Raw genomic sequence first — 19,664 nt, 5'->3', positions numbered from 1 at the left:
AATACGGCCATGTGCCGGAGGATTTATATGGTGCAGCAACCCGAAGTCGTACAGGTGGGTGGTATTGGTGTGATGGCATTTCGTGATATGCCAGAGTTGGTGAATTACATAGTACATGATGATGGCACAGTGTTTGCCGGTTCCGCCATTGCGATGAACCCGGAAAAAGTGATAGCCGCCGGGAAAAACCCTCAGCTGATGCAATTGCTGAATCAGGCGGACATCCGCTACGCCGACGGCATGGGTGTGGTGAAAGTGATGCGGCGTAAACTGAAACGCAAAGTGCAGCGTATACCGGGTTGTGAGTTGTGGCAGGCGCTGATGGCCAAAGCGGCCGTCACCAAAACGCCGGTGTTTTTAGTTGGCGCTAAACCTGAAGTCCTGCAGGAGACGGTGGCGAAACTGCAGGCGATGGGCGTTCAGGTAGTGGATGCTCAGGACGGTTATTTTAAAGACGAAGAGGCGCTTATTCAGCGTATTGCCCAAAGTGGCGCCAAAATGGTCACTGTGGCGATGGGCTCACCGCGTCAGGAGCTGTTTATCGGCAACTGCCAACAGCAGTTGCCGGATGCCTATTACATGGGCGTGGGTGGTACTTATGATGTCTTCACCGGCCATGTGAAACGGGCGCCAGCGCTTTGGTGCAAACTGCATCTGGAATGGGCCTACCGCTTGTTATCGCAGCCGTCCCGTATTGGCCGACAGATGAATCTGGTGACTTTTGTCTGGCGTTACCTGACTCACAAGGTCTGAAGCACACAGGCAAATCACTTGACGTTGCCGTCAGCAAAGCGGCAGCGTCAAGTGCGAAGGGGATAAAACTACAACAGGGTGATGCAGTGAATACAACAGAGCTGCCTTTAATCAGTGTTTATATGCCCACCTACAACAGGGCACAAATGTCACAGCGGGCTATTGAGTCGGTGCTGGCGCAGGATTATCCGAATCTCGAGTTACTGGTGGTGGATGATGCGTCCAAAGACGACACCTGGGCGGTGCTGAACCAGCGTTATGCTGACAATCCACGGGTCCGGCTATTCCGGCAGCCAACGGGCCAGGGCGCCTGTGCTGCCCGGAATCTCGCCATTGCCGAAGCCAAAGGGGAGTTTGTCACCGGCATTGACGATGACGATGAGTTTTTGCCCAACAGGTTAAGTTCCTTGTATCAGGCCTATGACGACCAGTTTGCTTTTGTCTGTTCCAGTTATTTCTGGGATTACGGCAGCCATCGCAAACAACTGTATCCGGAGCAGGCACAAATCGGCCTGGCTGAACTGCTGGATGTGCATGTGTTGTCCAATCAGGTGCTGGTAAAACGGGCCCGCATGCTGGCGCAGGGCGGCTTTGATGTGCAACTGGCCGCTTTTCAGGACTACGATATGTGGATCCGGCTGGTGGCTGCCTATGGCAAAGCACTGCGTTTGAGTGAAGCCACTTATGTGGTGCATGTCGGCCATGAACTGGGCCGTATTACCACCTCGCCAAAACGGCTGGCGGCACAAAGTTACTTTATGGAAAAGCATCTGCCTTTGATGAATGAACGCAATAAGCAGAATCAGCTGTTTTACCGGCTGGTGATGGAGCAACAGAAGCTGAGTTTCCCTCGGTTAGTGTTTTTCTGCCGCTACGGGCTTTGGGGCACCAAGATCCGCTATTACCTGAAACAAAAGCTACACTGGCTGATCAAGCTGCGTCAGCAGTTATTGACCAAAGGCATCAAAGGGTTATTTTCCGGCAAATGAACAACTCCAGCGATTTTATCAGCCAGAGCCTGCGGCTGCTGCGTGAACGTGCGTTGCTATTATTCGTTGCCGCATTGCTTTGTGCTGTGGCTGCCACAGCCTTTGCGTTGTGGCAGCCACCACTGTACCGCAGCACAGCCGTACTGACGCTGACCGACTGGCAGGCCGAGCGCCTGAGCAGACGCGACCCTGCGTTGGATAAGAACCCAGCCAATGTGGGCGGCGCTGCTGCCGATGAAATGAGCCGGGCTCTGGTGATGCTTAAAGCCCCGGCGTTTTGGACAGAACTCAATGCGCAGCCATCGCAGCTGAGCCTGGAGCATAAACGTCGCGGCAATCTGGTGGCGCTGCGCTGGACCAGTCAGCAGCCGGGCCAGGCCAGCCAGCAATTGACCGATTTGGTTCAACGCTGGGATCAGCGCCTGCAGCAGCGTTTTATCACAGAACGTCAACACCTGATGCAGCAGGCACCGGATCCACTGCTTGCTGCTGAACTGCAACAGGCTGAAGCCTTGCATCCTTTTGCGCTGCAGTGGCTGCAGCCGCCTTCAGGCGGTGACAAAGCCTTGTCCCGTCCCTGGTTTTGGTGGGCCGTTTTTGCCGCCGTGACTGGCTTTTTACTGATGTTTCAGTTGCTGTTATTCAGACGGTTGCAAAAATGCTCTCAGTAACCCGCTGGTATTATGCGGATCGCCTGTTGTTGTGGCTGTTTTCAGCCTATTTGCTGGTGGATGCCCTCAATGGTTTTTTACTCAATGAGTGGGGCCGCTCTTTTGGTCTTTCTGCGCTTTATAAACTCAGTTTATTACTGCTGACTGCCTGGCGCCTGAGCCTGCTGGCGCCCCATCTGCTGTGTGCATTGATGCTGGCCGGTACTGTGCTGATGCTGGGCCCTTTGTACAGCCAGTTGCGTTATGGCCTGAGCCCGGCCGACGACATCAGCCTGGTTCTGAAGCTGCTCTCCCCAGTGCTCTGTTTTGCCTATTTCGCCGCCTTGTGCCGCGCGGAACCGGGGCTATTCAGACAGGGAGCGGCCTGGATGCTGGGGCTGAACCTGGCCACTGTGCTGCTGAATTTTGCATTGGGCGCTGTCGGTTTTGGCTACAGTTCTTATTTACCTCAACCGCATTTGCCCCAGTTGGATTTAGGCTCAAAGGGCTTTTTTAATGCCGCCAATGAGGTGTCTGTGGTGCTGTTGGCGCTGGCGGCCTTAAGCCTGCCGTTGTGCTGGCAACGGCACAAAGCCGGTTTTTTGCTGCTGGCTGCGGCATGGATTGGCTGTGCCAGTCTGCTGCTGACCAAAACCGGCCTGGCCGGTGTGGTTTTGCTGATACTGGCGGTGCCGCTCTGGGGTTGCTGGGCCAGCCTGAGTTCAAAGTGGAAAGGGCTGTTGGTTGCTTTAATACTGCTCTGTGTGGTGCTGGCGGGTCTGAAGCTGCCAGACCTGTTGCAGCAGTTGGGGCTGTGGCAAAAACTGCAGTATGTGTACCAGAACCAGGGCCTGGCGGGCGTGCTGTTGTCCTCACGTGATCAGTATGCACTGGCGATCTGGCAAATCAGCACCGACTATTACAGCGAATGGCACCGCCTCTTTGGCATTGGCATGGCCGGAGTCAGCAGCCACAGCTGGAAGTTTTGGGCCGAATCGGATCTGTTTGATTTATTTATTTTTTATGGGGTGCCGGGGTTGCTCTGGACCTGCTGGGTCTTTTGCGGTTTTTGGCTGCACAGTCTGAGTTGCCATCTGAACAGGCCATCGGTGCTGAGTGCCTCAGTGCTGTTGCTGAACAGCCTGTTGTTGGGCATTGCTGTGGTGGCCGGTCATGTGTTGAGCTCTGGCATGCTCTGGCCTGTATGGGCTTTAGCCAACGCCTGGTTGTTGCTACCTGCTGATGAGGCTGCCGATGCTGCGTCATGACTTTATCCGCAAACTCTTTAATAACAGCCTGGCCCATGGCCTGAACTTTGGTTCACGCTGGCTGCTAAACCTGTTGTTGGCGCGGTATATGCTGGACGCCGATTTTGGTTTGTTCAGTTATGTCTATATGCTGGCCAATCTGTTTTTCCCGGCCATCGCTTTTGGGGTTAGTTTTTACCTGATCCACCACAGTGCCCAGCGGCAGGAGCCCGCCTTATTGTTTAACTCACTGTTATTGTCGGCCGGTGTTTTCTTGCTGTTGCTGGGCGGCGCTGCCTTGTGGGTGGCCAGTGGTCAGAGTGAAGTGGCGTTTGAGCTCTATGCCTTGAGTCTGGGGATAGGCCTGCTGTGGGCCTTGGCTCAGGCGTTGTTTTCTTACCTCAAAGGTCGTCAGCAGTTTTTTGTTGAGGTGAAAACCAACTTTATCAGTGCGCTTTGCCTTGGTGTGGTCTTGCTGCTGCTGATGCTGGATGTGCTGAACTCGGTGGAGGAGGTGCTGTGGGCTATTTTGATCTGTGGCCTGGTGCCTGTGTGGATGGGGTTGGCTGTCGTCTGGCCTGAGCTGTGTCAGCACTGGCAAGCTTATCGACAGGCATTTGGCCGTCAGTTGGGCTGGCATTCCTTTGTCGAGCGGTTGCCTTTTGCCTGGGCTGATTTGTTCGCCATTGTGATGACCAATATCCCCTTTATTTTTTTGGCACTGTTCAGCAGCCTGCTGGAGCTTGGGCAGTTCCGTAAGTTATTTATTTTGTTTATGCCTGTCACTTTGCTGCCGGTGATTTTTTCTCAGGTGTTTTTATCCCGTTTAAGCCGGCTAACGGAGCTCGGCGCCAAACTGCAGTTTTTCCGCAAAATGCTGTTGCTGAGCCTGCCGGTGCTCTCTGTGCCTTATGTTGTGATGTGGCCATTGGCCGAGTGGTTGTATGAGCTGTGTTTTCACGAAGTCCTGTCGGCGGATGCGGTGCTGATGCTGCATTTGGTGCTGACGACTTTGTGGCTGACTCTGGTAAAAACCTATTTTGAAGTCTTGCTGACGTCGCTGGGGGCCAATAAACGCAAAGCATCCCTGGTGACTCTGGCCGTTGTGCTGACATCATCAGGCTATTTGTGGTTTAACAGCGCGCTTACAGTGGCAATCACGTCCTGGTTATTCTTAGCGGGGAATATGACAGTAACGCTGATGCTGGCGCTTGCCTGCTGGTTTGAAATACGCCGAAAAAAAACGGGCGGTGTTTAACCCGCCCGTCTGGCAATTCGCTTTGGTACATCAATGCGCGCTGCGCAGCGGACCCACCACGTTAATCAGCGTATTTTTACTGAAATCCAGATCACCAAAGCCTTTGTGATTCACCAGGATCACAATGATATCGGCTTTTAAGCCCTGTTCGACCGACACCAGCTCCACATTGGCGGCCAATTTGTTGCTGTGCTCCACATTGGGCTCCACCGCATAAATCTTGCCTTGGTATTGGGTCGCCAGATCGTTGACGATATGCAAAGCCGGGCTTTCACGTAAATCGTCGATATCCGGTTTAAAGGCCAGACCAAAGCAGGCGATTGACGGCTTGTGCAGGCTGTGGTTGGCCACAGTTGACAGAATCTTTTGCAGCACCCACTCTGGTTTAAAGTCGTTCACTTCACGCGCAGTACGGATGAGTTTGGCCTGCTCTGGCGCTGAGTGCACGATAAACCAGGGATCGACCGCAATGCAGTGGCCGCCCACACCAGCGCCTGGGGTCAGAATGTTGACCCGTGGATGGCGGTTGGCCATTTTGATCAGTTCCCAGACGTTGATCTCCAGCTTGTCACAAATCAACGACAGCTCATTGGCAAAGGCAATATTCACGTCGCGGAAGGCGTTTTCGGTCAGCTTGGACATCTCGGCGGTACGGGCGTCGCTGACCAGGCACTCACCGGTGACAAAGGTCTGGTACAGGGCTTTGGCTTTTTCTGAACAAGCCGGCGTTAAACCACCGACAATACGGTCATTGGCGATCAGCTCATAGACCACCCGGCCTGGCAACACCCGCTCCGGGCAATAGGCCACATGAATATCGGGCTGTGCCGAATCTGTCGGTACTGTTAAATCAGGCCGGGCTTCACGGATCCACTGGCAGATTTTCTCCGTAGTACCCACAGGGCTGGTTGACTCCAATACCACTAAATTGCCTTTTTGCAGCACCGGAGCTATGGATTTCACCGCCGCTTCAACGTAGGTTAAATCCGGTGACAGATCATCAAAAAATGGGGTAGGGACGGCAATCATAAAAGCGTCGGCTGGCACAGGGGTGGTCTGCGCTGACAAATAGCCGCCGGTGACGGCCGCGTGCACCAGCATATCCAGTTCAGGTTCCACAATATGGATTTTGCCCTGATTGATGGTATCGACAGCGTGTTGGTTCACATCAATACCTATAACGCGCAATTTGCGTGAGGCCAGCATAGCGGCTGTAGGTAAGCCGATATAACCCAAACCAATCACTGATACCGTTTGAAACATAGCGTTCTCCGTTGACTTGCTATATAACCGAAAAGTTAGCGTCATCTTAGCACAGCGCTGCCGGGGCCGAATCGGGCCGGGCAGGCCGCACGATAAAAATTTTTCAGCAAAATAACAAACTTAGCTGAATGGCGCCTGAGCAGGTATGATGGCGGCTGCACAATTCGGGAGATCTGTCGTGAAGGACATACTGGAACCTTTTTTGTATCCGCATAACCTGTTTTTAGGGGGCTTACTGCTGGCTTGTGTCTGTTACCGGCGTAAAGGCCTCTGGCTGCTGTTTTTCTGGTTTTATCTGTCAGGGAATACGCTGGTGGCCAACCAGCTGCGCGACTGGTATCAAAGCCAGATCCAAAGCAGTCTGCCCGCAGGATTCAGCGGCGATTACGTACTGCTGGGCTGTGGTGGCAATGAACACAGCCTGCCAGACTGCGCCCGCAACCGCATTTTGCAGCTGGCCCAGATGCTGAACACTCAACAGCGCCCGGCCAATGTCTATATGACGACTTTGCACTGTGGCCCTTACCTGAAATTACTGCAGCAGCAGAGTACTTATGCCAGGGCCAGCTGTTTTGACGCCGGGCCTACCACTTACAACGAAATGGCCACCTTGGCGCAGCGGCTGGATTCGGCGCAGCATTACCTGATGATTAGCAGCGACTACCATGCGTTGCGGGTGGCGGCGCTGGCGAAAGAGCAGGGGTTGAAGGCGCAGGTGTTTGCCGCTTCCAGCAGTACCTTCCGGCCAGTGAACTGCGGGCTGAATTGCCTGCTGACTGTGAATTTATCCAACTTTGATCTTTGGTCCAAACTGACCGCTGAAGGCGTCAGCATGCTGGTGTATCAGTTGACTAAAGACTGGACCGACTGGTATCAGGCGGTGCCGGTGAACTTGGGGTCAGAGTCAGACTCTGACCCCAGCGTGACACAGAATTAACCGCGGGCGCTTCGGATAATTTCCTGGGCAATTAAGTCAGCCACTTCGTTGGTTGGCTTTTGTTCGCGCTCAGCGCGTTCAAACAGATTCAGCAGCGTATGGTAAATCTGGTTAACCTTGGCGGTGGACTCGTCAGCGTTGTAGCCTTCAGGGCGGATTTCCAGTGACACGTTGATAATGCCACCGGCGTTAATCACGTAATCTGGCGCATACAGAATGCCCATCTGACGTAGGATGTCACCATGACGGCTTTCTTTCAGCTGGTTATTGGCGCAACCTGCAATAATTTTGCACTTCAGCTGAGGAATAGTCTGGTCGTTGATGGTGGCACCTAAGGCGCAAGGGGCATAAATATCGGCCTGCTGGCTGTAGATTTCATCCAGACCCACAGCGGTGGCGCCAAACTGGGCGACAGCACGGGCGACGGAGTCCGGGTTGATGTCAGTGACAATCAGTTTGGCACCTTCAGTGTGCAGGTATTCACATAAATAGAAACCCACACTGCCCAGACCCTGAACCGCGACTGTCAGACCTTCAACAGAGTCCAGGCCCAGCTTGTGTTTGACGGCCGCTTTAATGCCTTTGTAAGTGCCCAGCGCAGTAAAAGGTGACGGGTTACCGCTGGCGCCTTCTTTACCGGCTACATAAGGGGTTTCTTTGCTGATCATCATAATGTCAGCCGTGGTGATGTTCACATCTTCAGCGCTGATATAGCGGCCACTGACCGAGTGCACAAACTGGCCGAATTTACGGAACAGCGCTTCGGATTTGATCTTTTTCGCATCACCGATAATGACTGACTTGCCGCCACCCAGGGCTAAACCGGCCATTGCGTTTTTGTAGGTCATGCCGCGGGATAAACGCAATACATCGACCAGCGCTTCTTCGTCAGCCGCATAGTCCCACATACGGCAGCCACCTGTTGCCGGGCCTAAGGCTGTGTTGTGAATGGCGATGATGGCCTTTAAGCCAGTGCTTTCATCACTACAGAACACCACTTGTTCATGGTTATCGAATTCAGGATGGTTAAATACTGCCACGTGGGGATCTCCGTTGGTTGTCTGGCGCCGCTTTTCTGTCGTTACAGCGTCCGGTTTTGCGCGGCGGAATGTACCATTTCAGCCGCGGCAACGCCATGTTTTCGCGAAAACAAAATCTGGTAAGACCAGGTGATTGTCGACAATCTGTCACAGGGCTTGATTGCTGGATTCGGCTCGCATAGAGTAACGGCACTTGAGTATAGGAAGTAAATCATGTCAAATCAGTCTGACGCTCAGCGTGATGAGCAAAACAGCGCCTGGGTGCGCCAACAATTTCAAAAAGCCAATCAGCACCTTGCCGAAAAAGGCATTTTGCCCGACACAGTGGCTGTCTCTGAATCCCGTTACTTGCCACCATTAATGGCGGTCTGGAAAATGACCGCGCAGGACCGCAAGCAATACTGGGTGATCAGCGGTGATTTGCCAACCGACCATATGGCCTTGTCGGCCGCCAAAGACGCGCGTGAAGCAGTGCGGGCTTTTTCCCTGCACTGGCAGTTGAAAGCGCAACAAATCATGGATGCTGGTGGTCTGGATAAAACCAAAGTCGATTTTGCCAACTTGCTGGTGCACAGGGCGGAAGCCCTGTACGAGCTGTTTGAGCGTGAAGACCTGTGGAACAAGGTTGCCGGGTAAAGCTAAATTTACACTGAAAAAAGAGGCCAAAGGCCTCTTTTTTTGTGTGTTGAAAGCTATTCAGTAAAGTACCAATAACCTTTGTTAATCAGACTGGTCAGCAACGCCAACCGGCCTTCGTCCTTCGCAAAAAACTTGCCATCCTCAACAGACAGGCTGATTTGTTCGGTCAGCTTCAGCACTGTGGCTTTTTCTGCGGCGGGCAGCAGGTAACGCTCCCCATTAATAAACAGCTGAATATCACTGTCACTGCGGCTCTGGTAATACAAGGTCCGTAAACCGCCCAGTTTGGCCAGTACTGAACCTTCATCCAGGTATTCTGCAATTTCATCAAGCTGATAATGCGGGTCGGGTTCGGTGCTATCCAGCTCGTGTTTGGCATGACTGATATAAGTACCAAACCACTGGCTGGTGAAGTCTTTATCATCAATCATCGCACGCAGCATCTGTTGAACCTGAGCCAAATCCTGCTCGCTGATAGCACCGATGGAGTCCGGCAGCGTGCGGCCAGCATCGGTAAAACGTTCACCGGTTAGCTCATGGTCAATCAAGTGATCGGCAAGACCCGTAATAAGATCTTTTTGCGCCGGCGCACGAAAACCGACCGAGTAGTTCAGTGAAGGCTCCAGTGAAATACCGTCATGTGGGCAGCCTGGTGGAATATACAGAATGTCACCAGGTTCGGTGATCACATCAATGCAGTCTTTAAAGGGGGTCACCTGCAGCAAGCGGGGGTGAGGGCAGTGCTGTTGCAAAGACGCGTCTGGCATACCCACCCGCCAGTGACGGCGACCTAAGCCCTGAATAATAAACACATCGTATTGATCCAAATGTGGGCCTACACCGCCATCTTCGGTGGAGAAGCTGACCATCAAATCGTCAATGCGCCAGTTGGGAATAAAACGAAAAGGTTCGATCAATGCGGCACAATCCGGGTGCCAGTGGTCCACCGCCTGCACCAGCAAGGTCCAGCCGCGATCGCCAAACTGGTCAAACTCTTCAAAAGGACCGGTTTCCAAATCCCATACGCCATTCTGCTGGCTGACAATACGGGATTCAATTTCCTCTTCACCAGCCAGACCGGCCAGTTCATCCGGACTGATCGGATCCTGAAAATTTTTAAAGCCACCTTTAATCAGTAACGGCTTTTTTTGCCAGTACTCGGCCAGAAACCGGGCTGGCGTAATGTCATTGAGGTTCAGTTCAAACATAGGTTCTGTCCAAAGTAACACAGGGCGAATCAATCGCCCTGTGGTGGTTGCTGCTGTGCCTGTCAGTTCAGGCTGTCGACCAGTGCGATGGCGGCACCGATGTAGTTGTCTGGCCGCAGTTGTTTCAGCTCAGCTTTGACCGTATCGGGCATCTCCAGTTTGTCGATAAAGACGGCCAGATCGGCAGGAGACACCCGCTTACCGCGTGTCAGCTCTTTCAGTTTCTCGTACGGTTTTTCAATGCCGTATTTACGCATCACGGTCTGGATAGGTTCGGCCAGTAATTCCCAGTTGCCATCCAGTTCCGACAGCAGGTTGGCTTCGTTGACTTCCAGTTTGCTGATGCCTTTTAAGCTGGCATGGTAAGCAATCACAGTGTAGGCAAAACCGACACCCAGGTTGCGCAGCACTGTGGAGTCGGTCAGGTCACGTTGCCAGCGGGAGACCGGCAGTTTGGCGGCCAGATGCTGGAAAATTGCGTTGGCCAGGCCCAGGTTGCCTTCTGAGTTTTCAAAGTCAATGGGGTTGACTTTGTGAGGCATGGTCGACGAGCCGATTTCGCCGGCAATGGTGCGCTGCTTAAAGTGGCCCAGCGCAATATAACCCCAAACGTCACGGTCGAAGTCCAGCAAAATGGTGTTAAAACGGGCAATGGCGTCAAACAGTTCGGCAATGTAATCGTGTGGTTCAATCTGAGTGGTGAACGGGTTCCAGCTTAAGCCCAGGCTGGTCACAAACTGTTCAGACAGCTGATGCCAGTTCAGGTCAGGGTAGGCGGATAAATGAGCGTTGTAGTTACCTACAGCGCCATTGATTTTACCCAGCACTTCAACGCCAGCAATCTGGTCGCGCTGACGCTTCAGGCGCATATAGACGTTGGCCATCTCTTTGCCCAGAGTGGTGGGCGACGCTGGCTGGCCGTGGGTACGGGCCATCATAGGAATGGCTTTATACTTCAAGGCTAATTGTTTGATTTCGTTCAGTAACTGATCGCAAAGTGGCAGTAAGACTTTGTCGCGTGCTTCGGTCAGCATCAGGCCGTGTGACAGGTTGTTGATGTCTTCTGAGGTACAGGCGAAGTGGATAAACTCGCTGACTGCTGCCAGTTCCGGATGATCCGCCACTTTTTCTTTCAGCAGGTATTCCACAGCCTTCACATCGTGGTTGGTGGTACGCTCGATGTCTTTCACACGTTGAGCATCCGCCAGCGAAAAATTGTCGACAATCTGGTTCAGCACTGCATTGGCGTTTTCTGACAAGGCCGGCACTTCGGCAATAGCTGCTGTGGCCGCCAGCTTTTGCAGCCAACGCACTTCTACCAGCACGCGGAATTTAATCAGGCCGAATTCAGAGAAATACTCGCGTAATTCAGCAGCTTTGGCGCCGTAGCGGCCATCAACCGGGGAGATGGCGGTCAGTGCAGTTAATTCCATGGGGGCTCCTATCAGTGCATCGTCGAGAGTTGTTGTAAGACTGCTTTGGCTTCGGCCAAAATGGCTTTGCGTTTAAAAATAAAATGTAACCGGCTGCCGCCTGCCTGACGCCATAACACCGCAGAGCGGATAGCTGCCAGCAATAAAGCGCGCACTTTGTGCTGCACCAGATTCTGTTTTAACAGCTCAGGCTGGCCTGCGACCTGAATGCGGGTGCCCAGCGAGCTGATGCATTCCACGTAAGTGTCCGCCAGCGAACCAATCACCGACTCATCGGTAATAGAGAAATGCTGCAGCTGCTGCTCCAGCCGGCTGAGCTTTTTACCCAGTTGTTCCAGATTGGCCGGTGTTTTGTTTAACTTGCGTTCCAATGCGATCACTGACACCACATAACGGGTCAGCTCCACATCTTTTTTGCTGTTGTCGCCAAGCTGTGAGACCAGCGCCTGATAACCCTCTTTCAGATGCGCCGTGCTGCCGCCATAGACATCCAACGCATCCTGCGGGTTCAGGTTGGCCACTGTATTGAGGCAGTGATGTAAATCGCTGCTGGAAAGCTCCGCGGTGCGGGTGACTTTTTGCAGTAAGCGCAGGGCCTGACAAATACCTGCCAGCGCCAATGTTTGATTTTGAATAGTCTGCTGCATAGTTTATTGAATAGCTGAATGAATAATACCGCCGCCAAGACAAATCTCATCGGCATAAAATACGGCGGACTGACCTGGTGTGACGGCCTTTTGCGGTTCGTCAAACACCACCACCACAGTGCCGTCCGGCATAGGGGTCAGGCTGCAGGAAATGTCGGTCTGGCGGTAGCGGGTTTTGACGGTACAGCGCAGAGGCGCCGCCGGACCAGTCCGGTCCACCCAGTGCAGCTGATTGGCGACTAAGCCTTTGGACTGCAGTGCAGGGTGGTCATGGCCCTGCGCGACAATCAGCCTGTTATTGATCAAATCTTTCGCCACCACGTACCAGGGCTCGTCGCTGCCATCTTTCTGACCACCGATCAGCAAGCCTTTGCGCTGGCCCAAGGTGTGGTACATCAGGCCTTCATGGCGGCCAATCTTCTGACCATCGACGGTGTAAATATCGCCCGGCTGGGCCGGCAGATAGCGCTGCAGAAAATCCTTGAATTTACGCTCACCGATAAAACAAATGCCGGTGCTGTCTTTTTTGTCGTGGGTGATCAGGCCCTGCTGTTCGGCAATAGCACGCACCTCAGGCTTTTCCAGGTGACCGACCGGGAACAACGTCTGCGCCACATGCTCTTCGCCAATGGTGTACAGGAAATAACTCTGGTCTTTGTTGCTGTCCAGACCTCGCAATAACTGCCAGTGACCGTCCAGCTCCCGGCGTTGTACATAGTGCCCTGTGGCTATATAGTCGGCCCCCAAAGCTTCGGCGGCAAACTCCAGAAATGCCTTAAACTTGATTTCCTTGTTGCACATAATGTCCGGGTTTGGTGTGCGGCCGGCTTTGTATTCCGCCAGGAAATACTCAAACACATTGTCCCAGTATTCAGCGGCAAAATTCACTTTATGCAGCTTGATACCCAGTTTGTCACAGACGGCCTGGGCGTCTTTTAAGTCTTCGGCCGCAGCGCAGTACTCAGAGTCGTCATCTTCTTCCCAGTTTTTCATAAACAGGCCTTCGACCTGATAGCCTTGTTGTAACAACAAATAAGCCGAGACGGACGAATCCACGCCTCCTGACATACCGACAATGACTTTTTTACTGCTGTTTTCCGACATGGCTCTCTTTTCTGCACCGGGATAAAACGGGCGCGGATTATAACATCAAATCTGGCTAACCACAGCCCTATAATACCGCCACCGGCAGCTGAATTACCGACAGCGGCAACCAGCTTTGTTGTTGAAATTGTTCGGCGGCATGCAGCACCAGGGGGCTGCGAAGCGGCAGTGCAGAGGCCTTCAGTTGCTCCAGGCAAAGCCAGTGCAGCGCCAGAATGTCGTTGTCCAGCGGCTGGTAGTGGGCTGGCAGTGCAGTGGGCATAAACACAAAGTTGATACGAACATAATGGTGTCCGTTGGCCGCGTCTAGCTGAGAAAGACCCAGCCAGGCACAGGGGGCCAGCTGAAGTCCCGTCTCTTCATAGAGCTCGCGTGTAACCGCTGTAATGACGTCTTCGCCAGGTTCTACATGGCCCGCAGGTTGGTTCAACACCCGCTGACCTGTGCGCTTGTCGCGTTCTTCCACCAGCAAAAAACGGCCTTGGTAATACAGCACAGCGGCCACTGTTAAATGCAATGCGGATCTGTCCATGGGCTCTCCAAAGTGAAAAAATAACGGTCAGCACTTGGTTTTTTTCTGTGCTGGACTTACCTAACAGCATCAGGAGCTTCGACTTCAGTCGAAGCTGGGCTGGCACGACTAGGCGCACTGGGGTTGCGCTGTTATACTCGGTCACCGCACGTCTTTAACGCGTTTAAAACAGCACAGATCTCAGGGTTCTTGCTACAAAAATATCGCTGTAACACCAGGAAGCACTATGACCACTTCAAAAATCATTTATACCATTACGGACGAAGCACCGGCGCTTGCGACTTATTCCCTGTTGCCAATAGTTCAGGCTTTTGCCAAAGCGGCTGACATTGCCATTGAAACTCAGGATATTTCGCTGGCTGGTCGTATTCTGGCACAGTTCCCTGAGCGTTTAACCGATGCGCAGCGTCAGAATGACGCATTAACTGAATTAGGTATTCTGGCAACCCAGCCAGAGGCCAATATTATCAAGCTGCCCAATATCAGTGCGTCCATTCCGCAATTAAAAGCGGCGATTAAAGAATTACAAGCCAAGGGCTTCGACTTACCGGATTACCCGGAAGAAGCCAAAACTGACGCAGAAAAAGACGCCCGTGCCCGTTATGACCGGGTGAAAGGCAGTGCGGTGAACCCGGTGCTGCGTGAAGGCAACTCTGACCGCCGAGCGCCCGCTTCAGTCAAAGCCTATGCCCGTAAAAACCCTCATTCGATGGGCGCCTGGAGCAAAGACTCCAAATCTCATGTGTCCCATATGAGCCATGGCGATTTTTATGGCAGCGAAAAGTCTGTCACAGTGGCAGAAGCCGGTGCAGCACGCATCGAGCTGACCACAGCGTCTGGCGAGGTGACTGTGCTGAAAGAAAAAGTCAGCCTGCAAGCCGGTGAAATTATTGATGCGGCAACGATGAGCAAAAACGCATTACGGACTTTTTTAGCCGAACAAGTGGCTGATGCCAAAGTCAAAGGCGTGTTGTTCTCTGTGCACTTAAAAGCCACCATGATGAAAGTGTCGGACCCTATTTTGTTCGGTCATGTGGTGACCACTTTTTTTGCTGATGTGTTCGCCAAACATGCCTCAACCTTTGCAGAGCTGGGCATTGACGCCAACAACGGTCTGGGGGATGTCTACAGCAAAATTGCGGCCTTACCTGCCGATAAAAAAGCTGAAATTGAAGCCGACATTCAGGCGGTGTATGCCACAGCGCCCGCTTTGGCCATGGTCAACAGCGACAAAGGCATTACCAACCTGCACGTACCAAGCGATGTGATCATCGACGCCTCGATGCCAGCGGCTATCCGTACTTCAGGCCAGATGTGGAATACGGCTGGTAAGTTGCAGGACACCAAGTTTGTGATCCCGGACCGCTGCTACGCCGGTGTCTACCAGGAAACCATCAACTTCTGTAAAGAGCACGGTGCTTTCGACCCACGCACCATGGGCTCAGTGCCAAACGTGGGCCTGATGGCGCAAAAAGCGGAAGAATACGGCTCACACGACAAAACCTTCCTGATCCCTGCAGACGGCACCGTCCGTGTGATTGATCAAAAAGGCGCGGTACTGCTGGAACATGCAGTGGAACAGGGCGATATCTGGCGTATGTGTCAGGTGAAAGATGCCCCAATCCAGGATTGGGTGAAATTAGCGGTGAACCGCTCACGTCTGAGTGGCACTCCTGCGGTGTTCTGGTTGGATAAAAACCGTGCCCATGATGCCCAGCTGATTGCCAAAGTGGAGCAGTACTTAAAACAACACGACACCAATGGTCTGGATATTCAGATCCTGTCACCGGAAGACGCCACCCGTCACAGCCTGGTGCGGATGAAAGCAGGTCTGGACACTATTTCAGTCACTGGCAACGTGTTGCGTGATTACCTGACCGACTTGTTCCCAATCCTGGAGCTGGGTACCAGCGCCAAGATGTTGTCCATTGTGCCTCTGATGAACGGCGGCGGTTTGTTTGAAACTGGCGCTGGCGGCTCTGCACCTAAACACGTCGAGCAGTTTGTGGAAGAAAACCACCTGCGTTGGGATTCTTTGGGCGAATTCCTGGCGCTGGCGGCTTCACTGGAACATTTAAGCCAGGTGACTGGAAATGCCAAAGCTCAGGTGCTGGCCGATACGCTGGATCAGGCCACCGCCAAATTCCTCGACAATGACAAGTCACCAACCCGTAAACTGGGTCAACTGGATAACCGCGGCAGCCATTTCTTCCTGGCACAGTATTGGGCTCAGGCGTTGGCAGCACAAAACAAGGACAGCGCTTTGGCCGCCAAATTTGCGCCGCTGGCCGCAGCGTTGACTGACAATGAAGCCACTATCGTCACTGAACTGAATTCAGTGCAGGGTAAAGCGGTGGATATTGGCGGGTATTACAAACCGGATGACACCAAAGCATCCGCTGCGATGCGTCCAAGCCAGACCTTTAACCAAGCGCTGGCTGCGCTCTAAGCGGTAGTCACAGACAGTAAAAAGCCGGGGAAACCCGGCTTTTTAGTTTGGCTGCATGGCCTCAGGCTGGTGCATCAGGATTTTTGTTCGGGCAGTACAATATTGACTGCATGCAGACCTTTAGGTCCTTCCGACAGATCAAAAACGACATCCTGACCAGCTTTCAGCGTACGGTAGCCATCCATGTTTATGGTCGAATAATGAGCAAAGATGTCCTCATCACGGCCATCTTCACGAATAAACCCAAATCCTTTGGCATTATTAAACCACTTCACTTTACCGGTAGCCATACTACTTCCTTCTCTAAGTTAGCTCAATTCTGTATTCTTGGCGGTGCGTGCGAAGGAGCCGCGCTGGACTCCATCAAATACTGTAGATAATTTGTTCATCTAGTCAAGTTTTTTGCCAAAAGCCAAAGAAAGGCTTGCGTCGCTTTTGACGGTGTTTATGCTTGAGAAAGCAGGCATTTGTCGCCATTAACAACCATGCAGTATTTCTGCATCTTCCCTTGGAAGCTTGATACAGGCATAGCTATAGTTTTATGAGTGGTTCTAAAGAAAACAACGTTACAGACTACGGAGTGGTGGAAAAAACGCGGCAGCAGCTGCAACCACCCTCGATGTACAAAGTCATACTGCATAATGATGACTACACGCCGATGGACTTTGTCATCGACGTACTGACACGTTTTTTTAATATGCAGTATGAAAAAGCCAGTGAAATTATGCTGAAAGTGCATTACGAAGGGCTGGCGGTATGTGGTGTTTTTACTGCGGAGGTTGCAGAAACCAAAGTGCAGCAAGTGTCAGATTATGCAAAAGAGCATGAGCATCCATTGTTATGCACAATGGAGCGGGCCTGACGCCTTAAAGCGGTCGTAACTCAGGTGGATTTGGGGGTGATGTATGTTAAATAAAGATCTTGAGTTAACTTTAAATCTGGCGTTTCGGTTTGCCCGCGAGCGTCGTCATGAATTTATGACGGTAGAGCACTTGCTGTTGGCTCTGCTGGATAATCCTGCGGCCGGTGAAGCGTTGCGCTCCTGTGGTGCCAATATCGACAGGCTGCGCCAGGATTTGGCGCATTTTATTGATTCCACGACTCCTGTGTTACCTGAAGGTGATTTGGACAGGGACACTCAACCCACTCTTGGCTTTCAGCGCGTGTTGCAACGCGCGGTTTTCCATGTGCAATCCTCTGGCAAGTCGGAAGTGAATGGTGCCAATGTGCTGGTGGCCATTTTCAGTGAGCAGGAATCACAGGCGGTTTACCTGCTGAAGAAAACGGACATTAGCCGGCTGGATATAGTCAATTACATCTCGCACGGTGTGATTAAAGCCGAAAAAATTGAACAGCAGGATGAGCAGCAGGAAGACAGCAGTGATGCCGGGATGGATGAACGCAGTTACCTGGAAAACTTCACAGCCAACTTAAATATTCAGGCGAAAAATGGTCAGATTGACCCGCTGGTGGGGCGTGATATGGAACTGGAACGGGCCATTCAGGTGTTGTGCCGTCGCAAAAAGAATAACCCCTTACTGGTGGGCGAAGCCGGAGTTGGTAAAACGGCTATTGCCGAAGGCCTGGCATACCGTATTGTGAATCAACAGGTGCCAGAGGTGATTGCCAATGCCACCATTTATTCGCTGGATATGGGGGCTTTACTGGCTGGCACCAAATACCGCGGTGACTTTGAAAAACGCCTGAAATCCTTGCTCAAAGAAATTGAGCGGGAAAAAGATGCAGTGCTGTTTATTGATGAAATTCATACAGTAATTGGTGCCGGAGCTGCTTCCGGCGGCGTGATGGATGCGTCGAACCTGATTAAACCTTTGCTTTCCAGCGGCCGTTTACGTTGCATTGGCTCAACCACTTACCAGGAATTTAAGAACATTTTTGAGAAAGACACTGCTTTGGTGCGGCGTTTTCAGAAAATTGATGTGGCGGAACCCAGCGTCGAAGACACCACCAAAATTTTACTGGGCTTAAAAGAGCGTTACGAAGCCCACCATAACGTGCGTTACACCCAAAAAGCACTGCGGGCGGCGGCTGAGTTGTCGGCTAAATACATCAATGAACGGCATTTACCCGATAAAGCCATTGATGTGATTGATGAAGCTGGCGCCAGTCAACGTTTGTTACCAGAGTCCAAACGCAAAAAAGTGATTAATGTGCCTGAAATTGAGCACATTATTGCCAAAATGGCGCGTATTCCTGAAAAGTCGGTGTCAGCCTCTGACCGGGATGTATTGGCGAACCTGGACCGTAACCTGAAACTGGTGGTGTTTGGACAGGATGCCCCCATCGATGTGCTGACGGCGGCGATTCGTCTGTCCCGCTCAGGCCTTGGTAGCGAGGAGAAACCTATAGGCAACTTCCTGTTCGCCGGGCCTACCGGTGTTGGCAAAACGGAAGTGACCAAACAACTGGCGAAAATCATGGGGGTGGAACTACTGCGGTTTGATATGTCCGAGTATATGGAGCGCCACGCAGTCAGTCGCCTGATTGGCGCGCCGCCTGGCTATGTAGGTTTTGACCAGGGCGGTTTGCTGACCGATGCGGTATCCAAACACCCATACTCCGTGGTGTTGCTGGATGAAATTGAAAAAGCTCACAGCGATATTTACAACATTTTGTTGCAGGTGATGGACCATGGCACCTTAACCAATAACAGCGGCCGTAAAGTGGATTTCCGCAATGTGGTGCTGGTGATGACCACCAATGCCGGTGTACAGGAAACTGTGCGCAAAACCATAGGTTTTAAACAGCAGGATCACAGCCATGATGCTTTAGCTGAAATTAACCGTACCTTTAGCCCGGAGTTCCGTAACCGCTTGGACGGCATTATCTGGTTCCAGCATTTATCCAAAGACATTATTCTGCAAATTGTCGATAAATTTATCTGCGAGTTGCAGGTGCAACTGGATAAAAAACAGGTGTCGCTGGAGCTTAGCGGGGCCGCCCGCCAATGGTTGGCTGACAAAGGCTATGATCAGGCGATGGGGGCAAGGCCAATGGCCCGGGTGATTCAGGAGCAACTGAAAAAGCCGCTGGCCAATGAAATTTTGTTTGGCCGTTTGTCGCAGGGGGGCGATGTCCGGGTTGACCTGAAAGGTGACAACCTGGAGTTTGACTACCTGGTCGAGAGTCATTTGCTGGAGGCAAAAGCCTGACAGCCAGGAAATGGCACGAAAAAAACCGGCTTAAAAGCCGGTTTTTTTCGTTATACGCTGTTAGCGCTGACGGAAAACGATACGGCCTTTGGTCAGATCGTACGGGGTCAGTTCCACAGTGACTTTGTCACCGGTCAGAATACGAATATAGTTCTTGCGCATTTTGCCGGAAATATGGGCGATCACCACGTGACCGTTTTCCAGCTCTACTTTGAACATAGTGTTTGGCAGGGTATCCAGAATGGTCCCTTGCATTTCAATTACGTCTTCTTTCGCCATCTAAGCGCGCCAGCCTCTTATTTAAAATTCGTCAGGTCAAAAAACTGCCGCAGATTTTGCCGA

The 19,664-nt window shown here is 52.3% G+C and carries 19 protein-coding genes; 10 read left to right on the top strand and 9 right to left on the bottom strand.

Annotated features, from left to right (window positions below; translation table 11 throughout):
- Positions 1-27 precede the first annotated feature (27 nt).
- The 5 genes from WKJ03_RS00900 (at position 28) to WKJ03_RS00880 (ending at position 4,897) form a co-directional block, all read left to right on the top strand.
- The gene (locus tag WKJ03_RS00900) at positions 28-753 is read left to right on the top strand and encodes a WecB/TagA/CpsF family glycosyltransferase (RefSeq protein ID WP_337840269.1); all 726 of its coding nucleotides are present in this window, start codon (positions 28-30) and stop codon (positions 751-753) included.
- 86 nt (positions 754-839) lie between these two features.
- Positions 840-1,742: a glycosyltransferase gene (locus tag WKJ03_RS00895; protein ID WP_337840268.1), complete on the top strand. Its 903-nt coding sequence runs from the start codon at positions 840-842 to the stop codon at positions 1,740-1,742.
- Entirely contained in the window at positions 1,739-2,413 is a 675-nt protein-coding gene (locus WKJ03_RS00890; RefSeq protein WP_337840267.1) for a hypothetical protein, read from the top strand. Before WKJ03_RS00895 ends, WKJ03_RS00890 begins: the two co-directional genes overlap by 4 nt.
- Positions 2,401-3,660: an O-antigen ligase family protein gene (locus WKJ03_RS00885; protein WP_337840266.1), complete on the top strand. Its 1,260-nt coding sequence runs from the start codon at positions 2,401-2,403 to the stop codon at positions 3,658-3,660. The genes WKJ03_RS00890 and WKJ03_RS00885 overlap by 13 nt, the downstream gene beginning before the upstream one ends.
- Positions 3,647-4,897, top strand: coding sequence for a hypothetical protein (locus WKJ03_RS00880; RefSeq protein WP_337840265.1), 1,251 nt, complete (start codon positions 3,647-3,649; stop codon positions 4,895-4,897). The genes WKJ03_RS00885 and WKJ03_RS00880 overlap by 14 nt, the downstream gene beginning before the upstream one ends.
- A 30-nt stretch (positions 4,898-4,927) precedes the next feature.
- Here WKJ03_RS00880 and wecC read toward each other — a convergent pair whose 3' ends face one another.
- Positions 4,928-6,160 carry a UDP-N-acetyl-D-mannosamine dehydrogenase gene (gene wecC, locus WKJ03_RS00875; protein ID WP_337840264.1) on the bottom strand — a complete coding sequence of 411 codons (1,233 nt, stop codon included), beginning with the start codon at positions 6,158-6,160 and terminating at the stop codon, positions 4,928-4,930.
- A gap of 178 nt (positions 6,161-6,338) precedes the next feature.
- Between wecC and WKJ03_RS00870 the strand changes: the two genes are divergently transcribed.
- The gene (locus WKJ03_RS00870; protein ID WP_337840263.1) at positions 6,339-7,097 is read left to right on the top strand and encodes a hypothetical protein; all 759 of its coding nucleotides are present in this window, start codon (positions 6,339-6,341) and stop codon (positions 7,095-7,097) included.
- On the opposite strand, the gene WKJ03_RS00865 is transcribed toward WKJ03_RS00870, so the two are convergent.
- A complete protein-coding gene (locus WKJ03_RS00865) occupies positions 7,094-8,137 on the bottom strand; it encodes an amino acid dehydrogenase (protein WP_337840262.1) in 1,044 nt (347 codons plus the stop codon). The genes WKJ03_RS00870 and WKJ03_RS00865 overlap by 4 nt on opposite strands.
- 213 nt (positions 8,138-8,350) lie before the next feature.
- Between WKJ03_RS00865 and WKJ03_RS00860 the strand changes: the two genes are divergently transcribed.
- Positions 8,351-8,773, top strand: a complete 423-nt coding sequence (locus WKJ03_RS00860) for a DUF4826 family protein (protein ID WP_337840261.1) — start codon at positions 8,351-8,353, stop codon at positions 8,771-8,773.
- A gap of 56 nt (positions 8,774-8,829) precedes the next feature.
- On the opposite strand, the gene WKJ03_RS00855 is transcribed toward WKJ03_RS00860, so the two are convergent.
- The 5 genes from WKJ03_RS00855 to WKJ03_RS00835 form a co-directional block, all read right to left on the bottom strand.
- A complete protein-coding gene (locus tag WKJ03_RS00855) occupies positions 8,830-9,984 on the bottom strand; it encodes a cupin domain-containing protein (protein ID WP_337840260.1) in 1,155 nt (384 codons plus the stop codon).
- 62 nt (positions 9,985-10,046) lie between these two features.
- Complete coding sequence (gene purB, locus WKJ03_RS00850; RefSeq protein WP_337840259.1) at positions 10,047-11,417, bottom strand: adenylosuccinate lyase; 1,371 nt, start codon at positions 11,415-11,417, stop codon at positions 10,047-10,049.
- Positions 11,418-11,428: 11 nt separating this feature from the next.
- Positions 11,429-12,064 (bottom strand): high frequency lysogenization protein HflD, encoded by a 636-nt coding sequence (hflD, locus tag WKJ03_RS00845; RefSeq protein ID WP_337840257.1) that lies wholly within the window; start codon positions 12,062-12,064, stop codon positions 11,429-11,431.
- 3 nt (positions 12,065-12,067) lie between these two features.
- Complete coding sequence (gene mnmA / locus WKJ03_RS00840) at positions 12,068-13,168, bottom strand: tRNA 2-thiouridine(34) synthase MnmA (protein ID WP_337840256.1); 1,101 nt, start codon at positions 13,166-13,168, stop codon at positions 12,068-12,070.
- 67 nt (positions 13,169-13,235) lie between these two features.
- Positions 13,236-13,700, bottom strand: coding sequence for an NUDIX domain-containing protein (locus WKJ03_RS00835; protein ID WP_337840255.1), 465 nt, complete (start codon positions 13,698-13,700; stop codon positions 13,236-13,238).
- A gap of 226 nt (positions 13,701-13,926) precedes the next feature.
- Between WKJ03_RS00835 and WKJ03_RS00830 the strand changes: the two genes are divergently transcribed.
- Positions 13,927-16,149, top strand: a complete 2,223-nt coding sequence (locus tag WKJ03_RS00830) for an NADP-dependent isocitrate dehydrogenase (RefSeq protein WP_337840254.1) — start codon at positions 13,927-13,929, stop codon at positions 16,147-16,149.
- 74 nt (positions 16,150-16,223) lie between these two features.
- Here WKJ03_RS00830 and cspD read toward each other — a convergent pair whose 3' ends face one another.
- Positions 16,224-16,439, bottom strand: a complete 216-nt coding sequence (cspD, locus tag WKJ03_RS00825; protein ID WP_337840253.1) for a cold shock domain-containing protein CspD — start codon at positions 16,437-16,439, stop codon at positions 16,224-16,226.
- 251 nt (positions 16,440-16,690) lie between these two features.
- Here cspD and clpS point away from each other — a divergent pair, with 251 nt between their 5' ends.
- Together clpS and clpA are read left to right on the top strand one after the other, a co-directional pair.
- Positions 16,691-17,011, top strand: a complete 321-nt coding sequence (clpS, locus tag WKJ03_RS00820; protein ID WP_337840252.1) for an ATP-dependent Clp protease adapter ClpS — start codon at positions 16,691-16,693, stop codon at positions 17,009-17,011.
- Between the two features lie 43 nt (positions 17,012-17,054).
- On the top strand, positions 17,055-19,322 hold the full coding sequence (gene clpA / locus WKJ03_RS00815; RefSeq protein ID WP_337840251.1) for an ATP-dependent Clp protease ATP-binding subunit ClpA: 2,268 nt from the start codon (positions 17,055-17,057) through the stop codon (positions 19,320-19,322).
- A gap of 60 nt (positions 19,323-19,382) precedes the next feature.
- On the opposite strand, the gene infA is transcribed toward clpA, so the two are convergent.
- Complete coding sequence (infA, locus tag WKJ03_RS00810) at positions 19,383-19,601, bottom strand: translation initiation factor IF-1 (RefSeq protein ID WP_008610216.1); 219 nt, start codon at positions 19,599-19,601, stop codon at positions 19,383-19,385.
- Positions 19,602-19,664: the final 63 nt, after the last annotated feature.

Source organism: Rheinheimera sp. (genome assembly GCF_037442525.1).
Classification (GTDB): Bacteria; Pseudomonadota; Gammaproteobacteria; order Enterobacterales; family Alteromonadaceae; genus Pararheinheimera.
This window is presented reverse-complemented; position numbering and strand designations above follow the sequence as displayed.

Bases quoted from the DNA above. Each gene is read 5' to 3' on its own strand.
- WKJ03_RS00900 (WP_337840269.1), top strand. From the start codon at position 28: ATGGTGCAGCAACCCGAAGTCGTACAGGTGGGTGGTATTGGTGTGATG.
- WKJ03_RS00890 (WP_337840267.1), top strand. From the start codon at position 1,739: ATGAACAACTCCAGCGATTTTATCAGCCAGAGCCTGCGGCTGCTGCGT.
- WKJ03_RS00885 (WP_337840266.1), top strand. From the start codon at position 2,401: ATGCTCTCAGTAACCCGCTGGTATTATGCGGATCGCCTGTTGTTGTGG.
- WKJ03_RS00880 (WP_337840265.1), top strand. From the start codon at position 3,647: ATGCTGCGTCATGACTTTATCCGCAAACTCTTTAATAACAGCCTGGCC.
- wecC (WP_337840264.1), bottom strand. From the start codon at position 6,160: ATGTTTCAAACGGTATCAGTGATTGGTTTGGGTTATATCGGCTTACCT.
- WKJ03_RS00860 (WP_337840261.1), top strand. From the start codon at position 8,351: ATGTCAAATCAGTCTGACGCTCAGCGTGATGAGCAAAACAGCGCCTGG.
- WKJ03_RS00855 (WP_337840260.1), bottom strand. From the start codon at position 9,984: ATGTTTGAACTGAACCTCAATGACATTACGCCAGCCCGGTTTCTGGCC.
- purB (WP_337840259.1), bottom strand. From the start codon at position 11,417: ATGGAATTAACTGCACTGACCGCCATCTCCCCGGTTGATGGCCGCTAC.
- hflD (WP_337840257.1), bottom strand. From the start codon at position 12,064: ATGCAGCAGACTATTCAAAATCAAACATTGGCGCTGGCAGGTATTTGT.
- mnmA (WP_337840256.1), bottom strand. From the start codon at position 13,168: ATGTCGGAAAACAGCAGTAAAAAAGTCATTGTCGGTATGTCAGGAGGC.
- WKJ03_RS00835 (WP_337840255.1), bottom strand. From the start codon at position 13,700: ATGGACAGATCCGCATTGCATTTAACAGTGGCCGCTGTGCTGTATTAC.
- WKJ03_RS00830 (WP_337840254.1), top strand. From the start codon at position 13,927: ATGACCACTTCAAAAATCATTTATACCATTACGGACGAAGCACCGGCG.
- cspD (WP_337840253.1), bottom strand. From the start codon at position 16,439: ATGGCTACCGGTAAAGTGAAGTGGTTTAATAATGCCAAAGGATTTGGG.
- clpS (WP_337840252.1), top strand. From the start codon at position 16,691: ATGAGTGGTTCTAAAGAAAACAACGTTACAGACTACGGAGTGGTGGAA.
- clpA (WP_337840251.1), top strand. From the start codon at position 17,055: ATGTTAAATAAAGATCTTGAGTTAACTTTAAATCTGGCGTTTCGGTTT.
- infA (WP_008610216.1), bottom strand. From the start codon at position 19,601: ATGGCGAAAGAAGACGTAATTGAAATGCAAGGGACCATTCTGGATACC.